This window comes from Serratia quinivorans (assembly GCF_052113645.1).
In the GTDB taxonomy this organism is placed as follows: domain Bacteria; phylum Pseudomonadota; class Gammaproteobacteria; order Enterobacterales; family Enterobacteriaceae; genus Serratia; species Serratia quinivorans_B.
This window is the reverse complement of sequence record NZ_JBIEIU010000013.1, coordinates 18,928-41,599: the sequence shown is the minus strand read 5'-3', so window position 1 is coordinate 41,599 and position 22,672 is coordinate 18,928. Positions and strand designations below refer to the sequence as shown.

22 protein-coding genes are annotated in these 22,672 nt (G+C 54.2%); 1 reads left to right on the top strand and 21 read right to left on the bottom strand.

Going from position 1 to position 22,672, the window contains the following annotated elements; all coding sequences use genetic code 11:
• Positions 1-20: 20 nt before the first annotated feature.
• Entirely contained in the window at positions 21-1,358 is a 1,338-nt protein-coding gene (locus ACGS9J_RS21130; RefSeq protein WP_442232718.1) for an NCS2 family permease, read from the bottom strand.
• Positions 1,359-1,582: 224 nt separating this feature from the next.
• On the opposite strand from ACGS9J_RS21130, the gene yieH reads away from it, so the two are divergent.
• Positions 1,583-2,248, top strand: coding sequence for a 6-phosphogluconate phosphatase (yieH, locus tag ACGS9J_RS21125; protein ID WP_442232717.1), 666 nt, complete (start codon positions 1,583-1,585; stop codon positions 2,246-2,248).
• Positions 2,249-2,372: 124 nt separating this feature from the next.
• On the opposite strand, the gene ACGS9J_RS21120 is transcribed toward yieH, so the two are convergent.
• The 20 genes from ACGS9J_RS21120 to atpI all read right to left on the bottom strand — a co-directional run bounded on the left by ACGS9J_RS21120 (position 2,373) and on the right by atpI (position 22,074).
• Positions 2,373-3,770, bottom strand: coding sequence for a DUF1996 domain-containing protein (locus tag ACGS9J_RS21120; RefSeq protein WP_442232716.1), 1,398 nt, complete (start codon positions 3,768-3,770; stop codon positions 2,373-2,375).
• 60 nt (positions 3,771-3,830) lie between these two features.
• Complete coding sequence (locus ACGS9J_RS21115) at positions 3,831-4,571, bottom strand: amino acid ABC transporter permease (RefSeq protein WP_442232715.1); 741 nt, start codon at positions 4,569-4,571, stop codon at positions 3,831-3,833.
• A 1-nt stretch (position 4,572) separates the two neighbouring features.
• Positions 4,573-5,298 carry an amino acid ABC transporter permease gene (locus ACGS9J_RS21110; RefSeq protein WP_442232714.1) on the bottom strand — a complete coding sequence of 242 codons (726 nt, stop codon included), beginning with the start codon at positions 5,296-5,298 and terminating at the stop codon, positions 4,573-4,575.
• A gap of 78 nt (positions 5,299-5,376) precedes the next feature.
• Entirely contained in the window at positions 5,377-6,216 is an 840-nt protein-coding gene (locus ACGS9J_RS21105) for an ABC transporter substrate-binding protein (RefSeq protein WP_044554285.1), read from the bottom strand.
• Between the two features lie 311 nt (positions 6,217-6,527).
• Positions 6,528-7,262 (bottom strand): phosphate signaling complex protein PhoU, encoded by a 735-nt coding sequence (phoU, locus tag ACGS9J_RS21100; protein WP_442232713.1) that lies wholly within the window; start codon positions 7,260-7,262, stop codon positions 6,528-6,530.
• 11 nt (positions 7,263-7,273) lie between these two features.
• Entirely contained in the window at positions 7,274-8,050 is a 777-nt protein-coding gene (gene pstB, locus ACGS9J_RS21095; RefSeq protein ID WP_442232712.1) for a phosphate ABC transporter ATP-binding protein PstB, read from the bottom strand.
• Between the two features lie 48 nt (positions 8,051-8,098).
• Positions 8,099-8,989, bottom strand: a complete 891-nt coding sequence (pstA, locus tag ACGS9J_RS21090; protein WP_442232711.1) for a phosphate ABC transporter permease PstA — start codon at positions 8,987-8,989, stop codon at positions 8,099-8,101.
• 1 nt (position 8,990) lies between these two features.
• Positions 8,991-9,947, bottom strand: a complete 957-nt coding sequence (gene pstC / locus ACGS9J_RS21085) for a phosphate ABC transporter permease PstC (protein ID WP_269935209.1) — start codon at positions 9,945-9,947, stop codon at positions 8,991-8,993.
• A gap of 91 nt (positions 9,948-10,038) precedes the next feature.
• On the bottom strand, positions 10,039-11,079 hold the full coding sequence (pstS, locus tag ACGS9J_RS21080) for a phosphate ABC transporter substrate-binding protein PstS (protein ID WP_442232710.1): 1,041 nt from the start codon (positions 11,077-11,079) through the stop codon (positions 10,039-10,041).
• Positions 11,080-11,415: 336 nt separating this feature from the next.
• Complete coding sequence (glmS, locus tag ACGS9J_RS21075) at positions 11,416-13,245, bottom strand: glutamine--fructose-6-phosphate transaminase (isomerizing) (protein ID WP_442232709.1); 1,830 nt, start codon at positions 13,243-13,245, stop codon at positions 11,416-11,418.
• Between the two features lie 284 nt (positions 13,246-13,529).
• A complete protein-coding gene (gene glmU, locus ACGS9J_RS21070; protein WP_442232708.1) occupies positions 13,530-14,900 on the bottom strand; it encodes a bifunctional UDP-N-acetylglucosamine diphosphorylase/glucosamine-1-phosphate N-acetyltransferase GlmU in 1,371 nt (456 codons plus the stop codon).
• 296 nt (positions 14,901-15,196) lie between these two features.
• Positions 15,197-15,616, bottom strand: coding sequence for a F0F1 ATP synthase subunit epsilon (locus ACGS9J_RS21065; protein ID WP_004950490.1), 420 nt, complete (start codon positions 15,614-15,616; stop codon positions 15,197-15,199).
• Between the two features lie 20 nt (positions 15,617-15,636).
• Positions 15,637-17,019, bottom strand: a complete 1,383-nt coding sequence (gene atpD, locus ACGS9J_RS21060) for a F0F1 ATP synthase subunit beta (RefSeq protein WP_442232707.1) — start codon at positions 17,017-17,019, stop codon at positions 15,637-15,639.
• Positions 17,020-17,051: 32 nt separating this feature from the next.
• Positions 17,052-17,915: a F0F1 ATP synthase subunit gamma gene (gene atpG / locus ACGS9J_RS21055; RefSeq protein WP_020837711.1), complete on the bottom strand. Its 864-nt coding sequence runs from the start codon at positions 17,913-17,915 to the stop codon at positions 17,052-17,054.
• 58 nt (positions 17,916-17,973) lie between these two features.
• Positions 17,974-19,515, bottom strand: coding sequence for a F0F1 ATP synthase subunit alpha (gene atpA, locus ACGS9J_RS21050; protein WP_442232706.1), 1,542 nt, complete (start codon positions 19,513-19,515; stop codon positions 17,974-17,976).
• Between the two features lie 12 nt (positions 19,516-19,527).
• Positions 19,528-20,061 carry a F0F1 ATP synthase subunit delta gene (atpH, locus tag ACGS9J_RS21045; RefSeq protein ID WP_020837709.1) on the bottom strand — a complete coding sequence of 178 codons (534 nt, stop codon included), beginning with the start codon at positions 20,059-20,061 and terminating at the stop codon, positions 19,528-19,530.
• 14 nt (positions 20,062-20,075) lie between these two features.
• Complete coding sequence (gene atpF, locus ACGS9J_RS21040) at positions 20,076-20,546, bottom strand: F0F1 ATP synthase subunit B (protein WP_004950476.1); 471 nt, start codon at positions 20,544-20,546, stop codon at positions 20,076-20,078.
• 57 nt (positions 20,547-20,603) lie between these two features.
• Positions 20,604-20,843 carry a F0F1 ATP synthase subunit C gene (atpE, locus tag ACGS9J_RS21035; protein ID WP_004093904.1) on the bottom strand — a complete coding sequence of 80 codons (240 nt, stop codon included), beginning with the start codon at positions 20,841-20,843 and terminating at the stop codon, positions 20,604-20,606.
• Positions 20,844-20,892: 49 nt separating this feature from the next.
• A complete protein-coding gene (gene atpB / locus ACGS9J_RS21030; RefSeq protein ID WP_020837705.1) occupies positions 20,893-21,669 on the bottom strand; it encodes a F0F1 ATP synthase subunit A in 777 nt (258 codons plus the stop codon).
• 21 nt (positions 21,670-21,690) lie between these two features.
• Positions 21,691-22,074 carry a F0F1 ATP synthase subunit I gene (gene atpI / locus ACGS9J_RS21025; protein ID WP_442232705.1) on the bottom strand — a complete coding sequence of 128 codons (384 nt, stop codon included), beginning with the start codon at positions 22,072-22,074 and terminating at the stop codon, positions 21,691-21,693.
• Positions 22,075-22,672: the final 598 nt, after the last annotated feature.

The following is a 22,672-nucleotide window of genomic DNA, read 5'->3' as shown; positions in this document are numbered from 1 at the left end:
TAACGTCGGCCCTGGTCACATTAATGGCCGTCGACAAACACGATTTTCAGCACAAACAGCAGCGCTACCACCACTACACAAGGGCTGATTTCGCGCCAGCGACCGGTCCCCAGCTTCATCACGCAGTAGGAAATAAAGCCCAGCGCAATGCCTTCGGTGATCGAGAAGCTGAACGGCATCATTACCGCCGTCACAAATGCCGGTACGGCTTCGGTCAGATCATCCCACTTCACCCGTGCCAGGCTGGAGGTCATCAGCACGCCAACGTAGATCAGCGCACCGGCAGCGGCATAAGCCGGCACCATGCCCGCCAGCGGCGACAGGAAAATCACCAACAGGAACAGAATACCGGTCACCACCGCGGTCAGGCCGGTGCGTCCGCCAACGGACACCCCGGCGGAACTTTCAATGTAGGCGGTAACGGAAGAGGTACCGACAAACGAGCCGGCCACCGAACTGATGCTGTCGACATACAGCGCCTGCTTCATGCGTGGAAACTTGCCCTTGTCGTCAGTCAGACCGGCTTTGTCGGTCACGCCAATCAGGGTGCCGGAGGAGTCGAACAGGTTGACCAGCATGAAGGAGAAAATCACCCCCGCCAGGCCAATATTCAGCGCCCCAGCCAGATCAACCTGGCCCACGACCGAGGTAATGTTCGGAGGCATCGAGAAGACACCGCCGTATTTCACATCGCCCAACGCCCAACCGATCAGCGTGGTGACCACGATAGAAACCAGCACCGCCGCATGGAAGTTACGTGAAGACAATATCGCAATGATAAAGAAGCCCAGTGCGCCCAGCAGCACGTTGTGCGAAGTCAGGCTGCCGATGGTCACCAGCGTGTCCGGGTTAGCCACCACGATGCCGGCGTTTTTCAGCCCCATCATGCCGATAAACAGACCGATACCGCTGGTAATGCCCACCCGCAGGCTCATGGGAATATTGGCAATCATCCAGTAACGAACACGGAAAATGGTCAGCAGCAATAAACCGACCGCGCCCCAGAAAATGGCGCCCATGCCGATCTGCCATGAAATGCCCATCGCGCCAACCACCACAAAGGCGAAAAACGCATTAAGGCCCATCGCCGGTGCCAGCGCGACCGGCAGGTTCGCCAGCAGCCCCATGAAAATGCTGCCGAAAGCGGCAATCAGGCAGGTTGTCACAAATACCGCCTGCGTATCCATGCCCGCCGCGCCCAGGATTTGCGGGTTAACGAACACGATATACACCATGGTCAAAAAGGTAGTAATACCGGCAATCGTTTCCGTACGCGCTGTAGTGCCATGTTGCTTGAGTTTAAACACACGCCCAAGCAAGCCTTGCTCAACGTCAAGGCCAGTGACTTGTTTGCTCATTATCAGAATTCCGAAGAAGGGAATGGAGAGTCGCCGGCTATCCTATAACAAAAAGTCAGGGTTTTGATGCCGGTCACAGGTTTTTTTCGCCGTCTTTACGGCTATAGGCGCCAACAGATTGTATTTACTGATATTCATCGGCAAACCGGGATTAAGGGGTCGCAATCCTGCCTGATGCGGTTAAAGTGGCATTATCACTGCTTAACCGAAGGACACTGACGCTGATGAACCAGATTGACTGTATTTTGTTTGATTGCGACGGCACGCTGGTGGACAGCGAAGTGCTGTGCAGCAAAGCCTATGTGCACATGTTTGCCCACTATGGCATTCACCTGTCGCTGGACGAGGTGTTCAGAAAATACAAAGGGGTGAAGCTGTACGAAATAATCGAACAGGTTAATGCGGAACACGGCGTCACGCTGGCGAAGGAAGAGCTTGAACCGCTGTACCGTCAGGAAGTCGCGCGCTTGTTCGACAGCGAACTGCAACAAATCGCCGGGGCACGCGAGCTGCTGGCGCAGGTGGCGGTACCGATGTGTACCGTCTCCAACGGCCCGGTCAGCAAAATGCAACACTCGCTCGGCCTGACGGACATGCTGCACTATTTTGATGACCGGTTGTTCAGCGGCTATGACATTCAGCGCTGGAAACCCGATCCGGCGATCGTATTCCACGCGGCTGAAAAAATGCAGGTGCCGATAGAACACTGCATTCTGGTAGACGACTCCGCTGCCGGCGCGCAGGCCGGGATCGCCGCCGGGATCCCGGTATTTTACTTCTGCGCCGATCCGCATAACAAGCCGATCGATCATCCGCTGGTCACCGCATTCGACGATCTGGCACAGTTGCCGGCGCTATGGCGTGAACGCGGCTGGCAGCTGACTCGCTGATCCAGGCAACAAAAAAGGGCCGTAACGGCGTTAACCGCAGGCCCCTTTTAGTCACCCAGGTGGCTGTTTCAAGCAAGGGGTTATCGGCCCCTCATTGCACATCGCCGCCCTTACCGCTTAAACGTTAACGCCATACCAATTTAGCGCCCAATTCGCTTTCGCGGGAGAAGAAGTTCAGTTCACTCCCTTGTTCCGCATTCCGGACACAAACTGCCATTTCTTTCTTGCCTGCCGCTAGCTGCTCTTTGGCATAACCGGTGAAATCACTAAAGCGCGCACCGGGATGATCCCATTTTTGCACCACCAGAAAACCCACGAAGCGGTCGCTGCAGTTTGCCGTTGAGGGCAGATTATCACTGTCATTCCAATGGCTATCGGCGGCAAACATCGACAACCACTGTTGCCCGGTCCCTTCCCCCTGGGTATAGCCACCGACATTGTGGAGCTCTATCTTGGAGTGCGGGTAATCCCCCAGAAGACTGTCAACGTTTTCGGGGATAGCCAATTTAATCATCAGGGTATCGCCGCTGTTTAACCGAAGGTTTTTATCCGTGGCATTAACCTTGCCTTGTGGATCAATCCACACATCGGCAAGCGTCGGACTTTGCGCCAATGGAACACGATCGTTGCAATCAACGTTGTTATTCATGCAGTTATCCACCACAAATTGCAGACCTTCGGGTTTCCAGCCATTGATAAAGTCCGCATGGGCCGTGTAGAGACTTCCCCATTTCTCTTGCCATTGCCCATTTTCCCACACCGGATCCAGAGAAAGCTGTGCCTGCGAGACATCAGGATTGTTCCCCAGCTCATACACCACGCTAAGATGCATTTCGGGCAGCGTGATGGGATGGCTGGTCGGGCAACTGCCATTTAAGGGATAAACCACGTTCATTTTGTGATTAGCCACATCCGGCTTCAGACTTTTGCCATCCCAGCAGAAAGGAAAGTGCACATTGATATTTAATTGATATTGGCCATTTTCATTCTTTTTCGAACAGCTTTGCGGCACGGTTTGGGTATATCCATTACCGGAGCACAGATAATCGACGTGACTATTAGGTTTTACCCCCATATGGTCGCCCGCCAACATTTGCAACCCTGGCGGGAACGGGTGGATCTTCGCCCGTTCATCTTGGTTCCAATAGTAAGTCTTCTGCATCTTCGGCTTGATGATTTCTTCACCGCGCCGCAAAGAAGGCGTCCAATAGGCCGAACGGTCGGCGCTGGAATGGCAGGTTGTTTGCGGATTTTTCACCAATGACTCGGTGGTGGTAAACGCATCAACCCCGGTGTTGCCAAAAAAATCATGCAACATCGCTTCACCCGGTTTCTGCGGGTACAAAATGGCATCGTCAGGCAAGGTATGTGAGTAATCGCAGATCACGTTAAAACCTACGGCACTCCATGCCTGTCCGCCCCATAAAGCCGTGGCGCATAACGCCATTTTTATCATTTTATTTTTCATTGAGTAACTCCCTTTATTTGCTTTAGTGTGTAGTCGAACACCAGCAAAATACACCTACGGGAGCACGCAATCAGTCAGTCTGCGTCCGGTGAGGAGCAGTACGACAAATCAGTATTAACTCGCCGGTAACGGCGGTTTGTTACGCCACCAGCGCCATGAACGTTTTAATGCCCGAGTCTGTGGGCGGTAACGGCGGTTGACGGCATTGGCCAGCAGATCCAACGCCAGACAGAACACGAAATACACCAGGGCAATAAACAGGAACACCTCCATCGGATACACCATGCTGCGGTTGTTGACCTGGGTTGCCAGGAAGGTCAGTTCGCTGACGCCGACGATATAAGCCAGGGAGGTGTCCTTGATCAGTGAAATCCACTGGTTGATAAACGACGGCACCATCATGCGCAACGCCTGTGGCAACACAATCAGCCACAGGGTTTGCCAGCGGGTCAGCCCCAGCGATAACCCGGCCTGCCACTGGCCCGGGCCGATAGCGGCAATACCCGCCTTCACCGCGTGCGCCAGATAGGCTGAGGCGATCAGCGCCAGGGCACAGACCACCGTGGTAATTTCCGGAATATCCACGCCAAAAACGATCGGCAGCAGGAAATAGGTCCAGAAAATCAGCATGATCACCGGGATAGCGCGGAAAAAGCCCAGTACCGCCGCCAGGAGCCCGGCCGCCACGCCGCGTGACATCGCCAGCGCAACCCCCAGCAACGTGCCGAGAATAGCCGAAGCCACCCCAGCCATCAGGCTGATCGCCAGCGTCAGCGCCGCGCCCCCCAACGGTCCGTCCGGCCAGGTGCCCCACAGCAGATAGCCCAGGTTGTCGTAAATGATGCTGAAATCCATCTTAATGCCCTCCCAGCGGTTTACGTTGCTGCCGCCACATGCCCCAGCCTTCCAGTAGCGCAATGATGGCAATGTACAACAGCGTCGCCACGCCAAACGCCTGGAAGGTGCGTAGCGTCTCGGTTTCCACCTGTCGCGAAGCGTAAGAAAGCTCGGCTACGCCGATCGCCATGGTCAGCGAGGAGTTTTTGATCACGTTCATGTATTGGCCCAGCAACGGTGGCATGGCGATTTTCAGCGCCTGCGGCAGTACCACATAGCGCATTGCCTGCCAGCCGGTCAGCCCCAGCGCGTTAGCCGCGTATTTTTGCCCACTGGCGACGCCGCGGATGCCGGAACGGATCTCTTCGGCGATAAAAGCACTGGAGTAAAGCGTCAGGCCGAAGAAACCGGCCAGAAATTCAAACGACGGCCACTCAAGCGGGCCAATTTGATGTGACGTATTCAGCCACTGCATGGCGGCGGACGGCAGGATCTGCCCGGCGGCGAAATACCAGAAGAACAGTTGCACCAGTAGCGGCGTATTGCGAAACAATGAGCTGTAGCCGACCACCAGCCAGCGCAGCACCCGCAGGCGACTGTCACGCATTGCCGTCAGTAAAAAGCCCAGCAGCGTGGCTGCCAGGCTCGCACAGGCGGACAGCCACAGCGTCAGCAGGAAGCCATTCCATAACCAGCTCAGATACTGCGGCGCCAGCAGCCAGTCCGAGAGTTGTTGCAGATTCATGCCTAATCCTTGTATTGCAGAATGCGCCAGGGGCGCAGCAAGCTGCGCCCCTCCGTTCTGGTCTCACGCCCTGCTGAATCAGGCCTTTGGCTGCTGATCCAGGGGAGCGATGGTGAAGTCACCGCGCGGTTGAGCGGTTTTGGTTTCCGGGCCGAACCAGCGATTGTAGATCTTCACCGCTTCGCCGTCTTTTTCCAGTTTGATCAGCGTGTCGTTAACGCTGGCGGTCAGGCGATCCTCGCCTTTGGGAATACCGACCCCCTGGTACTCTTTGGTAATGCTGAACGGCGAGATCTCAAAGTCCGCTTTCTGAGCGGCCGGCAGGTTGCCGAGCAGCCCCACCAGTTTGGCGTCATCCTGGGTGATCGCCTGCACGTTACCGTTACGCAGCGCCACAAACGCCAGCGGGGTATCGTCGTAAGAAATCACTTTCGCCGTCGGATAATGTTCACGCAGGGTAATTTCCTGCACCGTGCCTTTGTCCGCGCCAATACGCAGTTTTTTGATGTCTTCCGGGGTTTTCAGTACGCCTTTATGGGCGATGAATTTCTGGCCGGTGGCGAAATACGGCACGCTGAAGTTCACTTCCTTGGCGCGCTCGTCAGTGATGGTGAAGTTGGCGGCGATCAGATCGACCTTTTTCGAGACCAGCAAAGGAATACGGTTTGCCGGGTTGGTGGCACGCAACTCAACTTTCACGCCCAGCGCCTTGCCGATCGCATCGGCGACATCCACATCGTAGCCCACCAGCTTTTTGCTTTGCGGGTCGATATAGCCGAACGGCGGGTTGCTGTCGAACACCGCGATACGCACTACGCCGGCTTTCTTGATGTCGTCGAGTTTGTCCGCATGTGCGGCACCGGTGGCGAGGCTGGTCAGGCTGGCTAATAAGGTTAAGGCCAAAGCGCGATGTTTCATGAGGTGCTCCTAAGGGGTTGATGTCCTGCTGGCTGCTAAGCTAGCAAGACCCACTTAGGTCAGGAAATAATATAAAAAGCTATATTTATAACCTTTTTATCTTTAAGGGTTTTAAACAGCATAAAGGCGCAGTGTTCTGCGCCTGAGTTTGATGCAAAGTTGTCTTTGAACCCGAGATACCCGGGCCTAGCGCACCGAGGGGCGCTCCGGCGGACAAGCCGCTACGACCCCTTCGGCACGCTCTCCCTAATAACGAGCTTTGTCAGCAGTCTGAGTTTTCTGCGCCTTTAGGGGGTAACGCTTAGTGGAAATTACTCTTTTTGTTCGTCTTTTCCGTCGGACGACAGCAGTTTTTCCAACGCGTCGCCGCCAATATGACGGAAGTCCTGACCTTTGACGAAGTAGAAGATAAATTCGCAAATGTTCTGGCAACGGTCACCGATACGCTCGATCGAACGGGCGCAGAACAACGCGGTCAGCACGCTGGGGATAGTGCGCGTGTCTTCCATCATGTAGGTCATCAACTGGCGCACGATGCCTTCATATTCCTGATCGACCTTTCTGTCTTCGCGGTAAATCCGGATCGCTTCATCCAGATCCATGCGCGCGAAGGCGTCCAGCACGTCATGCAGCATCTGCACGGTATGGCGGCCAAGTGACTCCAGGCTGACCAGCAGTGGCTGGTGCTGGTGCGAGAATTTCTCCAGCGCGGTGCGACAAATTTTGTCCGCCACGTCACCGATACGTTCCAGCTCGGAAATGGTTTTGATGATCGCCATCACCAGGCGCAAATCGCTGGCGGTCGGCTGGCGTTTGGCAATGATGCGCACGCAGGCTTCGTCGATCGCCACTTCCATCATATTGACCTTGGCGTCGCCTTCAATCACGCGTTTGGCCAATTCGCCGTCCTGATTGTGCATCGCGGTGATAGCGTCGGTCAGTTGCTGCTCCACCAGCCCGCCCATGGTCAATACCTGGGTGCGGATATGCTCCAGTTCTGCGTTGAACTGGCCGGAAATGTGCTTATTTAAATTCAGGTTATCCATGATGCATCCTATCAACCATAACGGCCGGTGATGTAGTCTTCGGTCTGTTTTTTCTGTGGCGCGGTGAACAGATTATCAGTATCACTGAACTCGATCAGTTCGCCCAGATACATAAATGCCGTGGAGTCGGAGCAACGCGCGGCCTGCTGCATGTTGTGGGTTACGATCACCACGGTGTAGTCAGACTTCAGCTCGCTGATCAGCTCTTCGATTTTACCGGTGGAAATCGGATCCAGCGCCGAACAAGGCTCGTCCAGCAATAACACGTCGGGACGAATGGCAATGCCGCGGGCGATGCACAGACGCTGCTGCTGGCCGCCGGACAGGCTGTAACCGCTCTGGTGCAGCTTGTCCTTGGTTTCGTTCCACAGCGCCGCCTTGGTCAAGGCCCATTGCACACGCTCATCCATGTCGGCGCGTGACAGCTTTTCAAACAGACGCACGCCGAAGGCGATATTGTCGTAAATCGACATCGGGAACGGCGTCGGCTTCTGGAACACCATGCCGACCTTGGCACGCAGCAGGGCGATATCCGAGTTGTCGGTCAAAATGTTCTGCCCATCCAACAGGATGTCACCTTCGGCACGCTGCTCTGGGTACAGCTGATACATCTTGTTGAAGGTGCGCAGCAGGGTAGATTTGCCGCAGCCGGACGGGCCGATAAACGCGGTGACCTTGTTCTTGGCGATATCCAGCGTGATGTTTTTCAGCGCATGGAATTTGCCATAGTAGAAGTTCAGATCGCGTACCTGAATTTTGCTGCTGGAAGCGTCGTTAACCATACTCATCAAGACTTCTCTCTTTTCATCAGCGCCGCCACGGCAGCGCTCAAAATTTTATGAATGCTTTTTCTTGGCGAAAACCACTCGCGCCAGGATATTCAGTAGCAGTACACACAGGGTAATCAACAGTACCCCTGCCCAGGCCAGTTGTTGCCATTCGGCGAACGGGCTCATGGCGAATTTGAAAATGGTCACCGGCAGGTTGGCGATCGGCTGCATAAGGTCGGTGCTCCAGAACTGATTCGACAGCGAGGTAAACAGCAACGGGGCGGTTTCCCCGGCGATACGCGCAATCGCCAGCAGCACGCCGGTGATAATGCCGGAGACCGAGGCTTTCAGCGTGATGGCGGAAATCATGCGCCATTTCGGCGTGCCCAGCGCGTAAGCGGCTTCACGCAGCGTATCCGGCACCAGCTTCAACATATTCTCTGTGGTACGGATGACAATCGGGACCTGCAACAGCGCCAGCGCGATGATCCCGGCCCAACCGGAGAAGTGCTCCATTTTCGCCACCACGATGGTGTACACGAACAGGCCCACAACAATTGACGGTGCCGATAACAGGATGTCGTTAATAAAGCGAATAACTTCCGCCAGCCAGGATTTGCGGCCATATTCCGCCAGGTAAATGCCCGCCATGATGCCCAGCGGCGTACCGAAAACGGTGGCCCACAGGATCAACAGGCCGCTACCGGCGATGGCGTTAGCCAGGCCACCGCCCGCAGTGTTCGGCGGTGGGGTCATTTCGGTGAACAGCGCCAGCGACATGCCGTCGATGCCCTTGGTCACGGTGGAGAACAGGATCCACACCAGCCAGAACAAGCCAAACACCATGGTCGCCATCGACAGGAACAGTGCCAGTCGGTTCTTCTGGCGGCGCCAGGCCTGCATTTTGCGGCGGCTTTCCAGCAGCGCTACGCTATTTTGCATATCCATAGTCGTCACGTTAGCGTCCCTCATTCTTTGCCAGGCGCATCACCATCAGCTTCGACAGCGCCAGCACGATAAAGGTGATAACAAACAGAATCAGCCCCAGCTCCATCAACGCAGCCGTGTGCACGCCAGATTCCGCCTCGGCGAATTCGTTGGCCAGTGCAGAGGTGATGCTGTTGCCCGGCATATACAGTGAAGCGCTGTCGAGCTGGTAGGTGTTACCGATGATGAAGGTCACCGCCATGGTTTCCCCCAGCGCACGGCCCAGCCCCAGCATCACGCCGCCAATCACGCCATTCTTGGTAAACGGCAACACGATACGCCAAATCACTTCCCAGGTGGTGCAGCCGATGCCGTAGGCCGACTCTTTCATCATCACCGGGGTTTGTTCGAACACGTCGCGCATTACGGCGGCGATGTAAGGAATGATCATAATCGCCAGGATCACCCCGGCAGCCAGAATACCGATACCGAACGCCGGGCCAGAGAACAGCTCACCGACAATCGGAATGCCGGACAGCACGTCGCCGACCGGGGTTTGGAAATATTCGGCAAACAGCGGGGCAAACACGAACAGGCCCCACATGCCGTAAACGATACTCGGGATCGCCGCCAGCAGTTCAATGGCGATGCCCAGCGGGCGTCTCAGCCAGTTTGGCGCCAGCTCGGTCAGGAACAGCGCAATGCCGAAGCTGACGGGGACGGCGATAATCAATGCGATCAGCGAGGTGACGACGGTGCCGTAGATCGGTACCAGTGCACCGAACTGCTCAGCAGGCGCGTCCCATTCTTTGGTCCACAGGAAGGAGAAACCGAATTTCTGTATGCTCGGCCAGGAGGCGAAGATCAGCGAAACAATAATGCCGCCCAGCAACAATAGGGTAATCAGCGCCGCCAGTTTAACCAGCGCGCTGAAGATGACGTCACCATTTTTACTCGGTGCTTTAATGGTCGGCTTGTACTCAGCCATAGATCACTCTCTGTGTTAACCCTGGCAGGCCCAACCGGGTTGAGCCCTGAAAAACTAAGTGGGGCGCGCCGATTCACGCGCCCCTGCGTTGTTAGTACAGCGCTTTACCGGAACTGTCTTTTACGTTGGTTTTCCATGCTGCACGCACCTGCTCGATAACTTCGTTCGGCAGCGTGGCGTAATCCAGGTCGTTAGCCTGCTTGGCGCCGGTTTTGTACGCCCAGTCAAAGAACTTCAGGACTTCGGTGCCCTGAGCCGGGTTTTTCTGCTCTTTGTGCACCAGGATGAAAGTGGTGGAGGTGATTGGCCAGGCGTTGTCACCTTTCTGGTTAGTCAGGTCCTGGGCGAAGGTTTTGCTCCAGTCAACGCCTTTAGCGGCGGCGCTGAAGCTCTCTTCTGTTGGGCTAATCGCTTTGCCGTCGGCAGAAATCAGCTTGGTGTATGCCAGGTTGTTTTGTTTGGCATACGCGTATTCAACGTAACCGATGGAGCCTGGCAGACGCTGTACGAATGCGGCGATGCCGTCGTTACCCTTGCCGCCCAGGCCGGTTGGCCAGTTGACGGTAGAGCCTGCGCCGATTTTCTCTTTCCACTGCGCGTTGGCTTTAGACAGGTAGCTGGTGAACACGAAAGAGGTGCCCGAGCCGTCAGCGCGACGCACAACTGCAATGTTTTGATCCGGCAGCTTAACGCCTGGGTTCAGCTTGGTGATCGCCGGGTCGTTCCATTTTTTCACGTTGCCCAGGTAGATATCACCCAAGGTTTTCCCGTCCAGGGTCAGCTCACCGGATTTGATGCCCGGGATGTTAACGGCCAGCACCACGCCACCGATCACGGTAGGGAACTGGAACAGGCCATCGGCCGCCAGCTTGTCATCACTCAAAGGTGCATCGGAGGCACCAAAGTCAACGGTATTGGCGACGATTTGCTTCACGCCACCAGAAGAGCCGATGCCCTGATAGTTAACTTTGTTGCCGGTTTCTTTCTGATAAGAATCTGCCCACTTGGCATACACCGGAGCGGGGAATGTCGCACCTGCACCGGTCAGGCTAGCAGCAGCGAACGCGGACACGGCGGTCAGGGAGAAAGTCGCTGCCACAATACTGGCGACGGTGGTACGCATCAGTTTCATAATCCCTCCTAATGGGATATTCAAAAATCGACTTTGAGTCGTTTTCATCAGAGTAAGTATTGCTGCAGGAGGGAAAATAGGACAGTTTGGTGACAGTAAAATGTACGAAATATGACAGTTATATTACAGCAGGGAAATCATGATGATTAGTAATTTAAAATCAAATGGTTAAATACAAAATCACTCAGTAATTAATCAATAAAAAAACCCTTTGCATCGCTTCTATTCGCTTGAATATGACAACTTTTATCGCTGTTGTCGCACTATTGTCATATTTGATCCCGCCATGAAAAAAGCCGGCACAGTGGCCGGCTTTTAGAGATTAACAGCAGCGTATTACTCTACGGTGACAGACTTAGCCAGGTTGCGCGGCTGGTCAACGTCGGTGCCTTTGATCAGCGCCACGTGGTAAGACAGCAGCTGCAACGGCACGGTGTAGAAGATCGGTGCCACGATTTCTTCCACATGCGGCAATGGAATGATGGTCATGCCTTCGCTGCTGACGAAACCGGCATCCTGATCGGCAAACACATACAGCTGGCCGCCGCGTGCGCGAACTTCTTCGATGTTGGATTTCAGTTTTTCCAACAGTTCGTTGTTCGGCGCTACCACGATCACCGGCATATCGGCATCGATCAACGCCAGCGGGCCGTGCTTCAACTCACCGGCCGCGTAGGCTTCCGCGTGAATATAAGAGATCTCTTTCAGCTTCAACGCACCTTCCATGGCAATCGGGTACTGATCGCCACGGCCGAGGAACAGCGCGTGATGCTTGTCGGAGAAACCTTCTGCCAGCGCTTCAATGCTTTTGTCCAGCGAGAGCATCTGTTCGATACGCGCCGGCAATGCCTGCAGGCCGTGCACGATTTCATGCTCAACGCTTTCCGCCATGCCTTTCAGACGGCCCAAACGCGCCACCAGCATCAACAACACCGCTAACTGGGTGGTGAAGGCTTTGGTGGAAGCCACGCCGATTTCGGTCCCGGCCTTGGTCATCAGCGCCAAATCGGATTCACGCACCAGTGAAGAACCGGCTACGTTGCACACCGCCAGCGAACCGAGATAACCCAACTCCTTCGACAAACGCAGCGCTGCCAGGGTATCGGCCGTTTCACCCGATTGCGACAGCGTGATGATCAGGCTACCCGGACGCACGGCAGATTTGCGATAACGGAATTCAGACGCAATCTCGACGTCACAAGGCACACCGGCCAGGGACTCGAACCAATAACGGGCAACCATGCCAGAGTGGTATGAAGTACCGCAGGCAATGATTTGCACGTGCTGTACCTTCGCCAGCAGTTCATCGGCACGCGGGCCCAGCTCACTCAGGTTGATTTTTCCCTGACTGAAACGCCCTTCCAGGGTGTTCTTCAGCGCCAGCGGCTGTTCGTAAATCTCTTTTTGCATGTAGTGGCGGTAAGCGCCTTTATCACCGGCGTCGTACTGCACCTGGGATTCGATTTCAGGACGCTCAACGGCGTTGCCCTGCTTGTCGAAAATGCTGACGGTGCGACGGGTCATCTCCACCACATCGCCTTCTTCCAGGAAGATAAAGCGACGGGTCACCGGCAGCAGGGCCAGTTGGTCGGAGGCCAGGAAGTTTTCACCCACGCCGCGACCGATAACCAACGGACTGCCGGAGCGTGCTGCCACCAGCACGCTTGGGTCACGGCTATCCATCACCACGGTGCCGTAAGCGCCGCGCAGCTGTGGGATCACCCGTTGCACCACTTCCAGTAAGCTACCGCCCTGGCGCTGTTCCCAATGCACCAGGTGAGCAATCACCTCGGTATCGGTCTCGGAGCTGAAGTGATAACCACGTTCGATCAGCAGTTCACGCAGCGGTTCGTGGTTTTCGATGATGCCGTTATGCACCACCGTGATGTAATCAGAAACATGCGGGTGCGCGTTCGCTTCGGTAGGCTCACCGTGCGTTGCCCAGCGGGTGTGAGCAATACCGGTGCCCCCATGCAATTCATGTTGTTCAGCGGCTTCGGCCAATTTATTAACCTTGCCCACGCGGCGTAAACGGTTGACGTTCCCTTGCGCATCCACCACCGCCAAACCGGCTGAGTCGTAGCCACGGTATTCAAGACGGCGTAAACCTTCCAACAGAATCTCTGCAATATCACGTTGCGCTACTGCGCCTACAATTCCACACATCAGTTGTATTCCTAATTAAACGCCTTTCAGGGCGCTTTCGATGTCTTGACCTGATTTTGCCGGTTTTTACCGTGCGTCCCCGAGCCTGTAGAGAATGGGGATTATTATGTTTTGTATTGGGCTCATCATTAGAGCGCAATACAAAACATATTATTTATGCCTCAGCCCAATAGATTTCGGGTTGCAGCTAGGCGGCAAGTGTCAGAATCCCCAGGAGCTTACTCAGGTAAGTGACTGGGGTTCTGGCATGAAGCCAACAACGCTGCAGCTCGAAAGATGAAGGGCTATCTTTTCTTGACCGGACGCTGCCAACCCTGGATATGCACCTGCTTGACGCGGCTCAGCACCAGTTCATCCTCCCCGATATCACGGGTAACCGTGGTACCGGCGGCGATGGTGGAGCCTTTACCGACCGAAACCGGGGCCACCAGTTGGGTATCGGAGCCGACAAACACGCCGTCGCCGATAATGGTTTTATGCTTGTTGGCGCCATCATAATTACAAGTGATGGTACCGGCGCCGATATTCACATCGTCGCCAATCTCGGCATCGCCCAGGTAGCTCAGATGGCCCGCTTTGGAACCTTTGCCCAAGCGCGCTTTTTTCATTTCGACGAAGTTGCCGACATGAGCGCCCACCGCCAGCTCCGCGCCCGGGCGCAGACGGGCAAATGGCCCCACGGTACATTCCGCTGCCAGCACCGCATCTTCCAATACGCTATACGGGCTGATCTCGCAGTCATCGCCAATTACGCAGTTTTTCAGTACGCAGCCGGCACCGATTTTCACGCGATCGCCCAGCGTGACCGATCCTTCAATAATCACGTTGGCATCAATAGAGATATCGCGACCGTGCACCAGTTCCCCGCGCAGGTCAAAACGCGCCGGATCCAGCAGCATTACGCCGGCCAGCAACAACTTTTCGGATTGTTCTGCCTGATAGATGCGCTCAAGCCGCGACAGTTGCAGGCGGTTATTCACGCCTTCCACTTCGCTCAGGCGTGAAGGATGTACCGCCTCAATTGTCTTGCCGTCGGCATGCGCCAACGCAATGATATCGGTGATGTAGAACTCACCCTGCGCGTTGTCGTTGTTCAGCATTCCCAGCCAACGCTTTAAATCGCGTCCGTTGGCCACCAGAATGCCGGTATTGATTTCATTAATTTCGCGCTGGGCTTCGCTGGCGTCCTTGTGCTCAACAATCCCCACTACCTTGTCGTTCTCACGCACGATACGACCGTAACCGCTAGGGTCAGCCAGTTTAACGGTCAGCAGACCAATGCCGCCCTGTGGCTTCGCCGCCAACAAGCGCTGCAAGGTATCGACAGATATCAGCGGGACGTCGCCGTACAGCATCAGCACGTCTTCATCATCGGCAAAGTGCGGTGCAGCCTGCTGCATGGCGTGGCCGGTACCCAATTGCTCAGCCTGCAGTACCCAGTTCAGTGCACTGTCGGTCAGGGTATTTTTCAGCAGCTCACCGCCGTGGCCGTACACCAGATGGACGTTTTTCGCGCCCAGTTTCATCGCGGCATCAATGACGTGCTGCACCATCGGCTTACCGGCCAACGGATGTAACACCTTGGGAAGATCGGAATACATGCGTGTTCCCTTGCCCGCGGCGAGGATCACCACACTCATTGCGCTGTTCGACATAAGCAACCTGATAACTCCATTTTGATAGACGAAAGTAGAACCCTTTAGTGACGATATTACTACATATTTCTCTGCACGAACCCGGCGCAGGCCATGGGGCACTAGGCACGCCGTAGTTACCACTCACGCAACCCCGGCGCGGGCAGAACTGTCGGCGATCGGAGACATTTTTAGCCTCTCTCGGGGGTTATACACCACAATGTCCACCGGGCTGAAACGCTTATTTTAAAGCAAAAAAAAAGCGACCGAATAGGCCGCTTTCTTAATTTTAGCTGTGTTATGCACACGCCAAAATATTACATCGATCTTCTGGTGAGCTCGATAACGCGCAGTTTCGCGATCGCTTTCGCCAGTTCTGCAGATGCCTGAGCATAGTCGACATCGCCATGAGAGCTGCTGATATGCTCTTCAGCTTTACGCTTGGCTTCCAGCGCTCTCGCTTCGTCGAGGTCCGTTCCACGGATAGCAGTGTCAGCCAGCACGGTGACCACGCTCGGTTGTACCTCAAGGATACCGCCGGACAGGTAGATGAACTCTTCTTCACCGTGTTGTTTAACAATACGCACCATGCCAGGCTTGATGGCAGTCAGCAGCGGCGCATGGCCAGGGAAAATCCCCAGTTCGCCTTCGCTACCTGTCACCTGGATCTTTTGCACCAGGCCGGAAAACATGTGTTTTTCCGCGCTGACTACATCCAGATGGTAAGTCATAGCCATATCACCCTCCTCTCAAGACGTTACAGTTTCTTGGCTTTTTCCACTGCTTCTTCAATGGCGCCAACCATGTAGAACGCTTGTTCAGGCAGGTGGTCATAGTCGCCGTCCATAATGCCTTTGAAACCACGAATGGTGTCTTTCAGCGATACGAACTTGCCCGGAGAACCGGTGAAGACTTCTGCCACGAAGAACGGCTGAGACAGGAAGCGTTGGATTTTACGCGCACGGGATACGACCAGTTTGTCATCTTCTGACAGCTCGTCCATACCCAGGATTGCGATGATATCTTTCAGTTCCTGGTAGCGTTGCAGAATAGACTGCACGCCACGCGCTACATCGTAGTGCTCCTGGCCAACTACCAGCGGATCCAGCTGACGGCTGGTGGAATCCAGCGGGTCAACGGCCGGGTAGATACCCAGAGAAGCGATATTACGGCTCAGTACCACGGTTGCATCCAAGTGAGCAAAGGTGGTGGCTGGTGACGGGTCAGTCAAGTCATCCGCAGGAACGTAAACGGCCTGTACGGAGGTGATTGAACCGGTCTTGGTTGAGGTGATACGTTCTTGCAGAACGCCCATCTCTTCCGCCAGCGTTGGCTGATAACCTACCGCAGATGGCATACGGCCCAGAAGTGCGGACACTTCGGTACCGGCCAGGGTGTAACGGTAAATGTTGTCAACGAACAACAGAACGTCGCGGCCTTCGTCACGGAATTTCTCCGCCATGGTCAGACCGGTCAGAGCAACGCGCAGACGGTTACCCGGTGGCTCGTTCATCTGGCCGTAAACCAGGGATACTTTGTCCAGTACGTTGGAGTCGTTCATTTCGTGGTAGAAGTCGTTACCCTCACGAGTACGCTCACCCACGCCTGCAAACACGGAATAACCGGAGTGTTCGATCGCGATGTTACGGATCAGCTCCATCATGTTTACAGTTTTACCCACACCCGCACCACCGAACAGACCGACTTTACCGCCCTTAGCGAACGGACAGATCAGGTCCATAACCTTGATACCGGTTTCCAGCAGATCCTGGGAGTTGGCCAAATCTTCGTAGCTTGGCGCCGGACGGTGAATCGCCCAACGTTCTTCTTCGCCGATATCGCCTTTCATGTCGATTGGTTCACCCAATACGTTCATGATACGGCCCAGAGTAGCTTTACCTACCGGTACTTCAATCGGGTGGTCCAGGTCAGTGACTTTCAGACCACGACGCAGACCATCAGAGGTCCCCATTGCGATACAGCGAACCACGCCACCGCCCAACTGTTGCTGAACTTCCAGCACCAGCTTATTGGTACCGTTTTCTACCTCAAGAGCGTTGTACACTTTTGGTACGGCATCCTGAGGGAACTCGACGTCCACTACGGCGCCGATTACCTGGATAATCTTTCCAGTAGCCATCTTGAATCCTCTACGTAATTCGTAAACCTAGCTTAAACCGCGGAGGCTCCCGAAACGATCTCGGTGAGTTCCTGAGTGATGCTGGCCTGACGAGCCTTGTTGTATACCAACTGCAGCTCTTTGATCAGGCTACCGCCGTTATCGGTTGCGGCTTTCATCGCTACCATTCGTGCGGCCTGCTCGCTGGCCAGGTTTTCCACGACGCCCTGATAAACTTGCGATTCCACATAGCGGCGCAGCAAGGTATCAAGCAGCACTTTTGGATCGGGTTCATACAGGTAATCCCAAGATTTTTTCTTCAGCTCACCGTCATCAGAAGGCGGCAACGGCAGCAGCTGAATGATCTGTGGTTCCTGGGACATCGTATTGATAAATTTGTTGCTGACAATGTACAGCTTGTCCAAACGACCTTCGTCGTAGGCTTGCAGCATCACTTTCACCGGACCGATCAGTTCCGACAGGGAAGGTTTATCCCCCATGCCGGTAACCTGGGCAACCACGTTGCCACCCACGGAACCAAAGAAAGAGGCCGCTTTAGAGCCAATCAGCGCCAAATCAACTTCAACGCCTTTTTCGGACCAGCCTTTCATCTCTGCCAACAGACGCTTGAACAGGTTGATGTTCAAACCGCCACAGAGACCACGGTCAGTAGACACCACCAGATACCCGACGCGCTTAACGTCACGCTCATCCAGGTACGGGTGCTTATATTCCAGATTACCTAGCGCAAGGTGACCAATCACTTTGCGCATGGTCTCTGCATAAGGACGGCTGGCCGCCATGCGTTCCTGCGATTTACGCATTTTGGAGGCGGCGACCATTTCCATCGCTTTAGTGATCTTTTGCGTGTTTTGCACGCTCGCGATCTTACTACGTATCTCTTTTGCGCCGGCCATCTCTGCTTCTCCTCATTGCCAGACGGCCTGCTGTCTTTCAACTGCAGGCCGCTGAGCGTTACCAGGACTGGGTTTTCTTGAAGGTCTCGAGGACGGCTTTCAGTTTGTCCTCGATCTCATCGTTGAAATTGCCAGTTTGGTTGATGTGGTTCAGCAACTCGGCATGCTCGCGGTCTGCGTAAGCAACCAGCGCGGCTTCGAAGCTCACGACTTTCGCGACTTCAACGTCGTTCAGGTAGCCACGTTCTGCGGCAAACAGCACCAGAGACTGTTGTGCGACGGACATCGGCGCATACTGTTTCTGTTTCAGCAGCTCGGTCACTTTCTGACCGTGGCTCAGCTGTTTGCGGGTCGCATCATCCAGATCGGAAGCGAACTGAGAGAACGCAGCCAGTTCACGATACTGTGCCAGCGCGGTACGAATACCACCGGACAGTTTTTTCATGATCTTGGTTTGCGCTGCACCGCCCACACGGGATACGGAGATACCCGGGTTAACCGCCGGACGAATACCGGAGTTAAACAGGTTGGATTCCAGGAAGATCTGACCATCGGTAATCGAGATTACGTTGGTCGGAACGAACGCGGAAACGTCACCCGCCTGGGTTTCAATGATCGGCAGAGCAGTCAGTGAACCGGTTTGGCCTTTGACTTCACCTTTAGTGAAGGCTTCAACGTAGTCGGCGTTAACACGCGCAGCACGCTCCAGCAAACGGGAGTGGAGGTAGAATACGTCGCCTGGATAAGCTTCACGACCTGGTGGACGACGAAGCAGCAGGGAAATCTGACGGTAAGCAACGGCCTGTTTGGACAGGTCATCATAAACAATCAGCGCATCTTCACCGCGGTCACGGAAGTATTCACCCATCGCACAACCGGCATATGGCGCCAGGTATTGCAGTGCAGCGGACTCGGACGCGGTAGCAACCACAACGATGGTGTTTGCCAGTGCACCGTGCTCTTCCAGCTTGCGCACCACGTTAGCGATGGTAGACGCTTTCTGGCCGATAGCCACGTACACACATTTGATGCCGGAGTCGCGTTGGTTGATGATCGCATCGATCGCCAGAGCGGTTTTACCGGTCTGACGGTCACCGATCACCAGCTCACGCTGGCCACGGCCGATTGGAATCATGGCGTCAACAGATTTGTAGCCAGTTTGAACCGGCTGATCTACGGACTGACGCTCGATAACACCAGGGGCAATGGCTTCAACCGGGGAGAAACCGTCGTTATCAACCGGGCCTTTACCGTCAATAGGTGCGCCCAGGGTGTTAACTACACGGCCCAGCAGGCCACGGCCAACCGGAACTTCCAGAATACGGCCAGTACATTTTACCTTCATGCCTTCGGCCAGATCCGAGTACGGACCCATAACCACGGCACCTACGGAGTCGCGCTCCAGGTTCAATGCGATTGCGTAACGGTTGCCTGGCAGTGCGATCATTTCGCCCTGCATAACTTCGGCCAGACCGTGTACGCGGATGATCCCGTCGCTGACGGAAACAATAGTACCTTCATTGTGAGCTTCGCTCACCACATTGAACTGAGCAATGCGCTGCTTGATCAGTTCGCTGATTTCGGTGGAATTCAGTTGCATGCTCCAGTCCCCTTAAGACTGCAAGACGTCTGTCAGGCGTTCAAGACGACCGCGAACGCTGCCATCAATCACCATATCGCCAGCACGGATAATTACGCCGGCCAGTACAGACTTGTCAATTTTGCAATTCAGCTTAACTTTGCGTGACAGACGTTTTTCCATCGCAGCGGCAATATTAGCCTGCTGTTTGTCGCTCAGTGCGCTCGCAGAGAGCACGTCGACTTCGACGGTGGATTCCAGCAAGGCGCGCAGTTCGTTGAACTGCTGCAGCACGGCAGGAAGAACCAGTAAACGTCCATTTTCGGCCATTACACGGATAAAGTTCTGGCCATGTTCGTCGAGTTGATCGCCACATACCGCGATGAACGTCTTGGACAGCGTCTCTGGCGCCATAGCGCCAGACAGCAGTTCAGAAATCTGTTCATTGCGAGTGACATCAGCAGCAAACGCCAGCATATCTTGCCAGCGCTCTACGCTTTGATGCTCAACGGCAAAGTCAAAAGCTGCTTTGGCGTAGGGGCGAGCTACAGTTACAAATTCAGACATCAGCCCCTCCCTCCTTACAGTTCAGCGACCAGTTTATCAACGATGTCGCTGTTAGCAGCTTCATCCACGGAACGTTCGATGATCTTCTCGGCGCCGGCAATTGCCAGCATCGCGACTTGCTTACGCAACTCTTCACGAGCGCGCTTACGTTCGGCTTCGATCTCAGCCTGAGCCTGCGCCACGATTTTGTTACGTTCCTGCTCGGCTTCGGCTTTCGCTTCATCCATGATCTGAGCTTTGCGTTTGTTTGCTTGCTCGATGATCACCTGAGCTTCTGCTTTAGCAGTTTTCAGCTGGTCGGTCGCATTGGCTTGCGCTAAGTCCAAATCTTTTTTGGCACGTTCTGCAGAAGCGAGACCGTCAGCAATTTCTCCCTGACGCTTCTCGATGGCTGCCATAATCGGCGGCCATACATACTTCATGCAGAACCAGACAAACAGAACGAACGCGATGGCCTGGCCGAGGATTGTTGCGTTAAGATTCACAGCACAATGCCTCTTTAAAAGTTAATAGTGTGGTTTCAGTGTAGAGAAATTCTCTACTTACGCGACAGCGAACATCACGTACAGACCCAGACCAACAGCGATCATCGGGATGGCGTCAACCAGACCCATAACGATAAAGAACTGTGTACGCAGCAGAGGAATCAGGTCAGGCTGACGTGCAGCGCCTTCCAAGAATTTACCACCCAGGATGCCGATACCGATCGCAGCACCGATTGCCGCTAAACCCATCATCACAGCGGCAGCCATGTACAGCAGATCCATACTCAGGTTTTCCATGACAGTCTCCAGTTTGTTTCAGTTTAAAAGTGCAAGTGTTTTAAGAAAATCAGTGCTCTTCAGATGCCATCGAGAGATAGACAATCGTCAGAACCATGAAAATAAAGGCTTGAAGCGTAATGATCAGGATGTGGAAAATAGCCCAAGGCAAGCTCAGGACCCACTGTGACCACCACGGCAACAGGCCAGCAATCAGGATGAAGATCAACTCACCCGCATACATGTTGCCGAACAGTCGCAGGCCCAGTGAAACAGGCTTGGACAGCAGGCTGACACCTTCAAGGATCAGGTTAATAGGAATGAATACAGGGTGGTTGAACGGCTGCATGGTTAACTCTTTAACGAACCCACCAACGCCTTTCATTTTAATGCTATAGAACAGAATCAGGATAAATACGCCCAACGCCATCGACAACGTCACGTTCACGTCAGCCGTCGGTACCACACGCAGTGCCGGCAGACCGAGCTGAGCACCGATGAATGGCAGGAAGTCGACCGGGATCAGGTCCATCATGTTCATCAGGAACACCCAGACAAACACCGTCAGCGCCAGCGGAGCAATGACCTTGCTCTTGCCGTGGTACATATCACGCACGCTGCTGTCGACAAACCCGACGACCAGTTCCACCGCGGTTTGCAGTTTACCCGGCACGCCACTGGTGGCGTTTTTGGCTACCCGGCGGAAAATCACCAGGAACAGAACCCCGAGGACAACGGAGAAAAACATCGAGTCGAGGTTAATCGACCAAAAACCAGTCCCGACCTGAAGTTGCGTCAGGTGGTGACCGATATACTCCTGTGGACTGTTGTATCCCTCTGCAGACATGATGCCTCTACCCTTATTTAGTTAATTTCGGTAACTGTTAATCACGGCGGGTGCCACAATCTGCACCACTAACACCGCTAAATAGGTCAGGCCAAGCGGTATAAACTCCGCTTTGAACACCCCAAGCGCCACGATCAACAAAACTATGGTGATCAAGACCTTTAACCCCTCGCCGATGGCGAACGACCAGGCTACCCGACCGGGTGCCTGCGTCTGCGTCTGATGACGCAAGGCAAACAGCATAAACATGGTACTCGGCAACCAGGCAGCGAGACCGCCCGCCAGTGCCGAACCGCTCCATTCCAGGCTTTTCAGACCGAAAGCAGCGCTGATCAGAACAAAAGTCATTAACTGCAGAAACAGCAATTTACGAGCAGCTTTTCCGCTGTAAAGGGACACAGACATGACGTTTGTTCTCTCCGTACCCCTGAGGGGGTATGCTGAGTGACGTATAAAACTGTTTTTACTGATCTGAGTCAAGCAGCAAAAAACGAGCAAATTATACGGGGCATACCAACGAATTCAATCGATAAGTAGCGAAAAGGTGAACAATTATTTAAATCCCCCCATTTCAGGCTATTTTCACAAGAAAACGGTCGGAATAATAGGGCGCATTAAATTGTCTGATTATTCCAGCGTTACACCATAAAACGTGGAACTGCTCACAATAATGCCTCTTTCTGATTTATAACTCACCAACGCGCAAACAGTCTTTAGCTAATTGAGCGATCAAAAAACATTATAAATCAAAATATTACAAGTTAACCGTTCAAAAACAATCCATCTACCCGGTAAAAACCTTTTATTGACAGCTTCGAAGGTAATATTACAACAGGCAATTAACATTAGCTGCAAAGCAGAATCGTTACCTTATCGTTGCTAACGTGACTATTTCGAACTGCAATTACTCTATTGTCGCTAATTGGCGGCTATTTTTGTGTTAATAAAAAGTAAAGTAACTAAAAAAACCGCCATTTAATTAGCCTGCTTATTTTCACCGCTG

Excerpts from the sequence above, each read along its gene's own strand:
- ACGS9J_RS21065 (WP_004950490.1), bottom strand. The coding sequence starts at position 15,616 with ATGGCTATGACTTACCATCTGGATGTAGTCAGCGCGGAAAAACACATG.
- ACGS9J_RS21115 (WP_442232715.1), bottom strand. The coding sequence starts at position 4,571 with ATGGATTTCAGCATCATTTACGACAACCTGGGCTATCTGCTGTGGGGC.
- atpA (WP_442232706.1), bottom strand. The coding sequence starts at position 19,515 with ATGCAACTGAATTCCACCGAAATCAGCGAACTGATCAAGCAGCGCATT.
- atpD (WP_442232707.1), bottom strand. The coding sequence starts at position 17,019 with ATGGCTACTGGAAAGATTATCCAGGTAATCGGCGCCGTAGTGGACGTC.
- ACGS9J_RS21105 (WP_044554285.1), bottom strand. The coding sequence starts at position 6,216 with ATGAAACATCGCGCTTTGGCCTTAACCTTATTAGCCAGCCTGACCAGC.
- yieH (WP_442232717.1), top strand. The coding sequence starts at position 1,583 with ATGAACCAGATTGACTGTATTTTGTTTGATTGCGACGGCACGCTGGTG.
- atpH (WP_020837709.1), bottom strand. The coding sequence starts at position 20,061 with ATGTCTGAATTTGTAACTGTAGCTCGCCCCTACGCCAAAGCAGCTTTT.
- atpE (WP_004093904.1), bottom strand. The coding sequence starts at position 20,843 with ATGGAAAACCTGAGTATGGATCTGCTGTACATGGCTGCCGCTGTGATG.
- phoU (WP_442232713.1), bottom strand. The coding sequence starts at position 7,262 with ATGGATAACCTGAATTTAAATAAGCACATTTCCGGCCAGTTCAACGCA.
- pstS (WP_442232710.1), bottom strand. The coding sequence starts at position 11,079 with ATGAAACTGATGCGTACCACCGTCGCCAGTATTGTGGCAGCGACTTTC.
- atpI (WP_442232705.1), bottom strand. The coding sequence starts at position 22,074 with ATGTCTGTGTCCCTTTACAGCGGAAAAGCTGCTCGTAAATTGCTGTTT.
- atpB (WP_020837705.1), bottom strand. The coding sequence starts at position 21,669 with ATGTCTGCAGAGGGATACAACAGTCCACAGGAGTATATCGGTCACCAC.
- atpG (WP_020837711.1), bottom strand. The coding sequence starts at position 17,915 with ATGGCCGGCGCAAAAGAGATACGTAGTAAGATCGCGAGCGTGCAAAAC.
- ACGS9J_RS21110 (WP_442232714.1), bottom strand. The coding sequence starts at position 5,298 with ATGAATCTGCAACAACTCTCGGACTGGCTGCTGGCGCCGCAGTATCTG.
- pstC (WP_269935209.1), bottom strand. The coding sequence starts at position 9,947 with ATGGCTGAGTACAAGCCGACCATTAAAGCACCGAGTAAAAATGGTGAC.
- pstB (WP_442232712.1), bottom strand. The coding sequence starts at position 8,050 with ATGAGTATGGTTAACGACGCTTCCAGCAGCAAAATTCAGGTACGCGAT.
- glmS (WP_442232709.1), bottom strand. The coding sequence starts at position 13,245 with ATGTGTGGAATTGTAGGCGCAGTAGCGCAACGTGATATTGCAGAGATT.
- glmU (WP_442232708.1), bottom strand. The coding sequence starts at position 14,900 with ATGTCGAACAGCGCAATGAGTGTGGTGATCCTCGCCGCGGGCAAGGGA.
- ACGS9J_RS21130 (WP_442232718.1), bottom strand. The coding sequence starts at position 1,358 with ATGAGCAAACAAGTCACTGGCCTTGACGTTGAGCAAGGCTTGCTTGGG.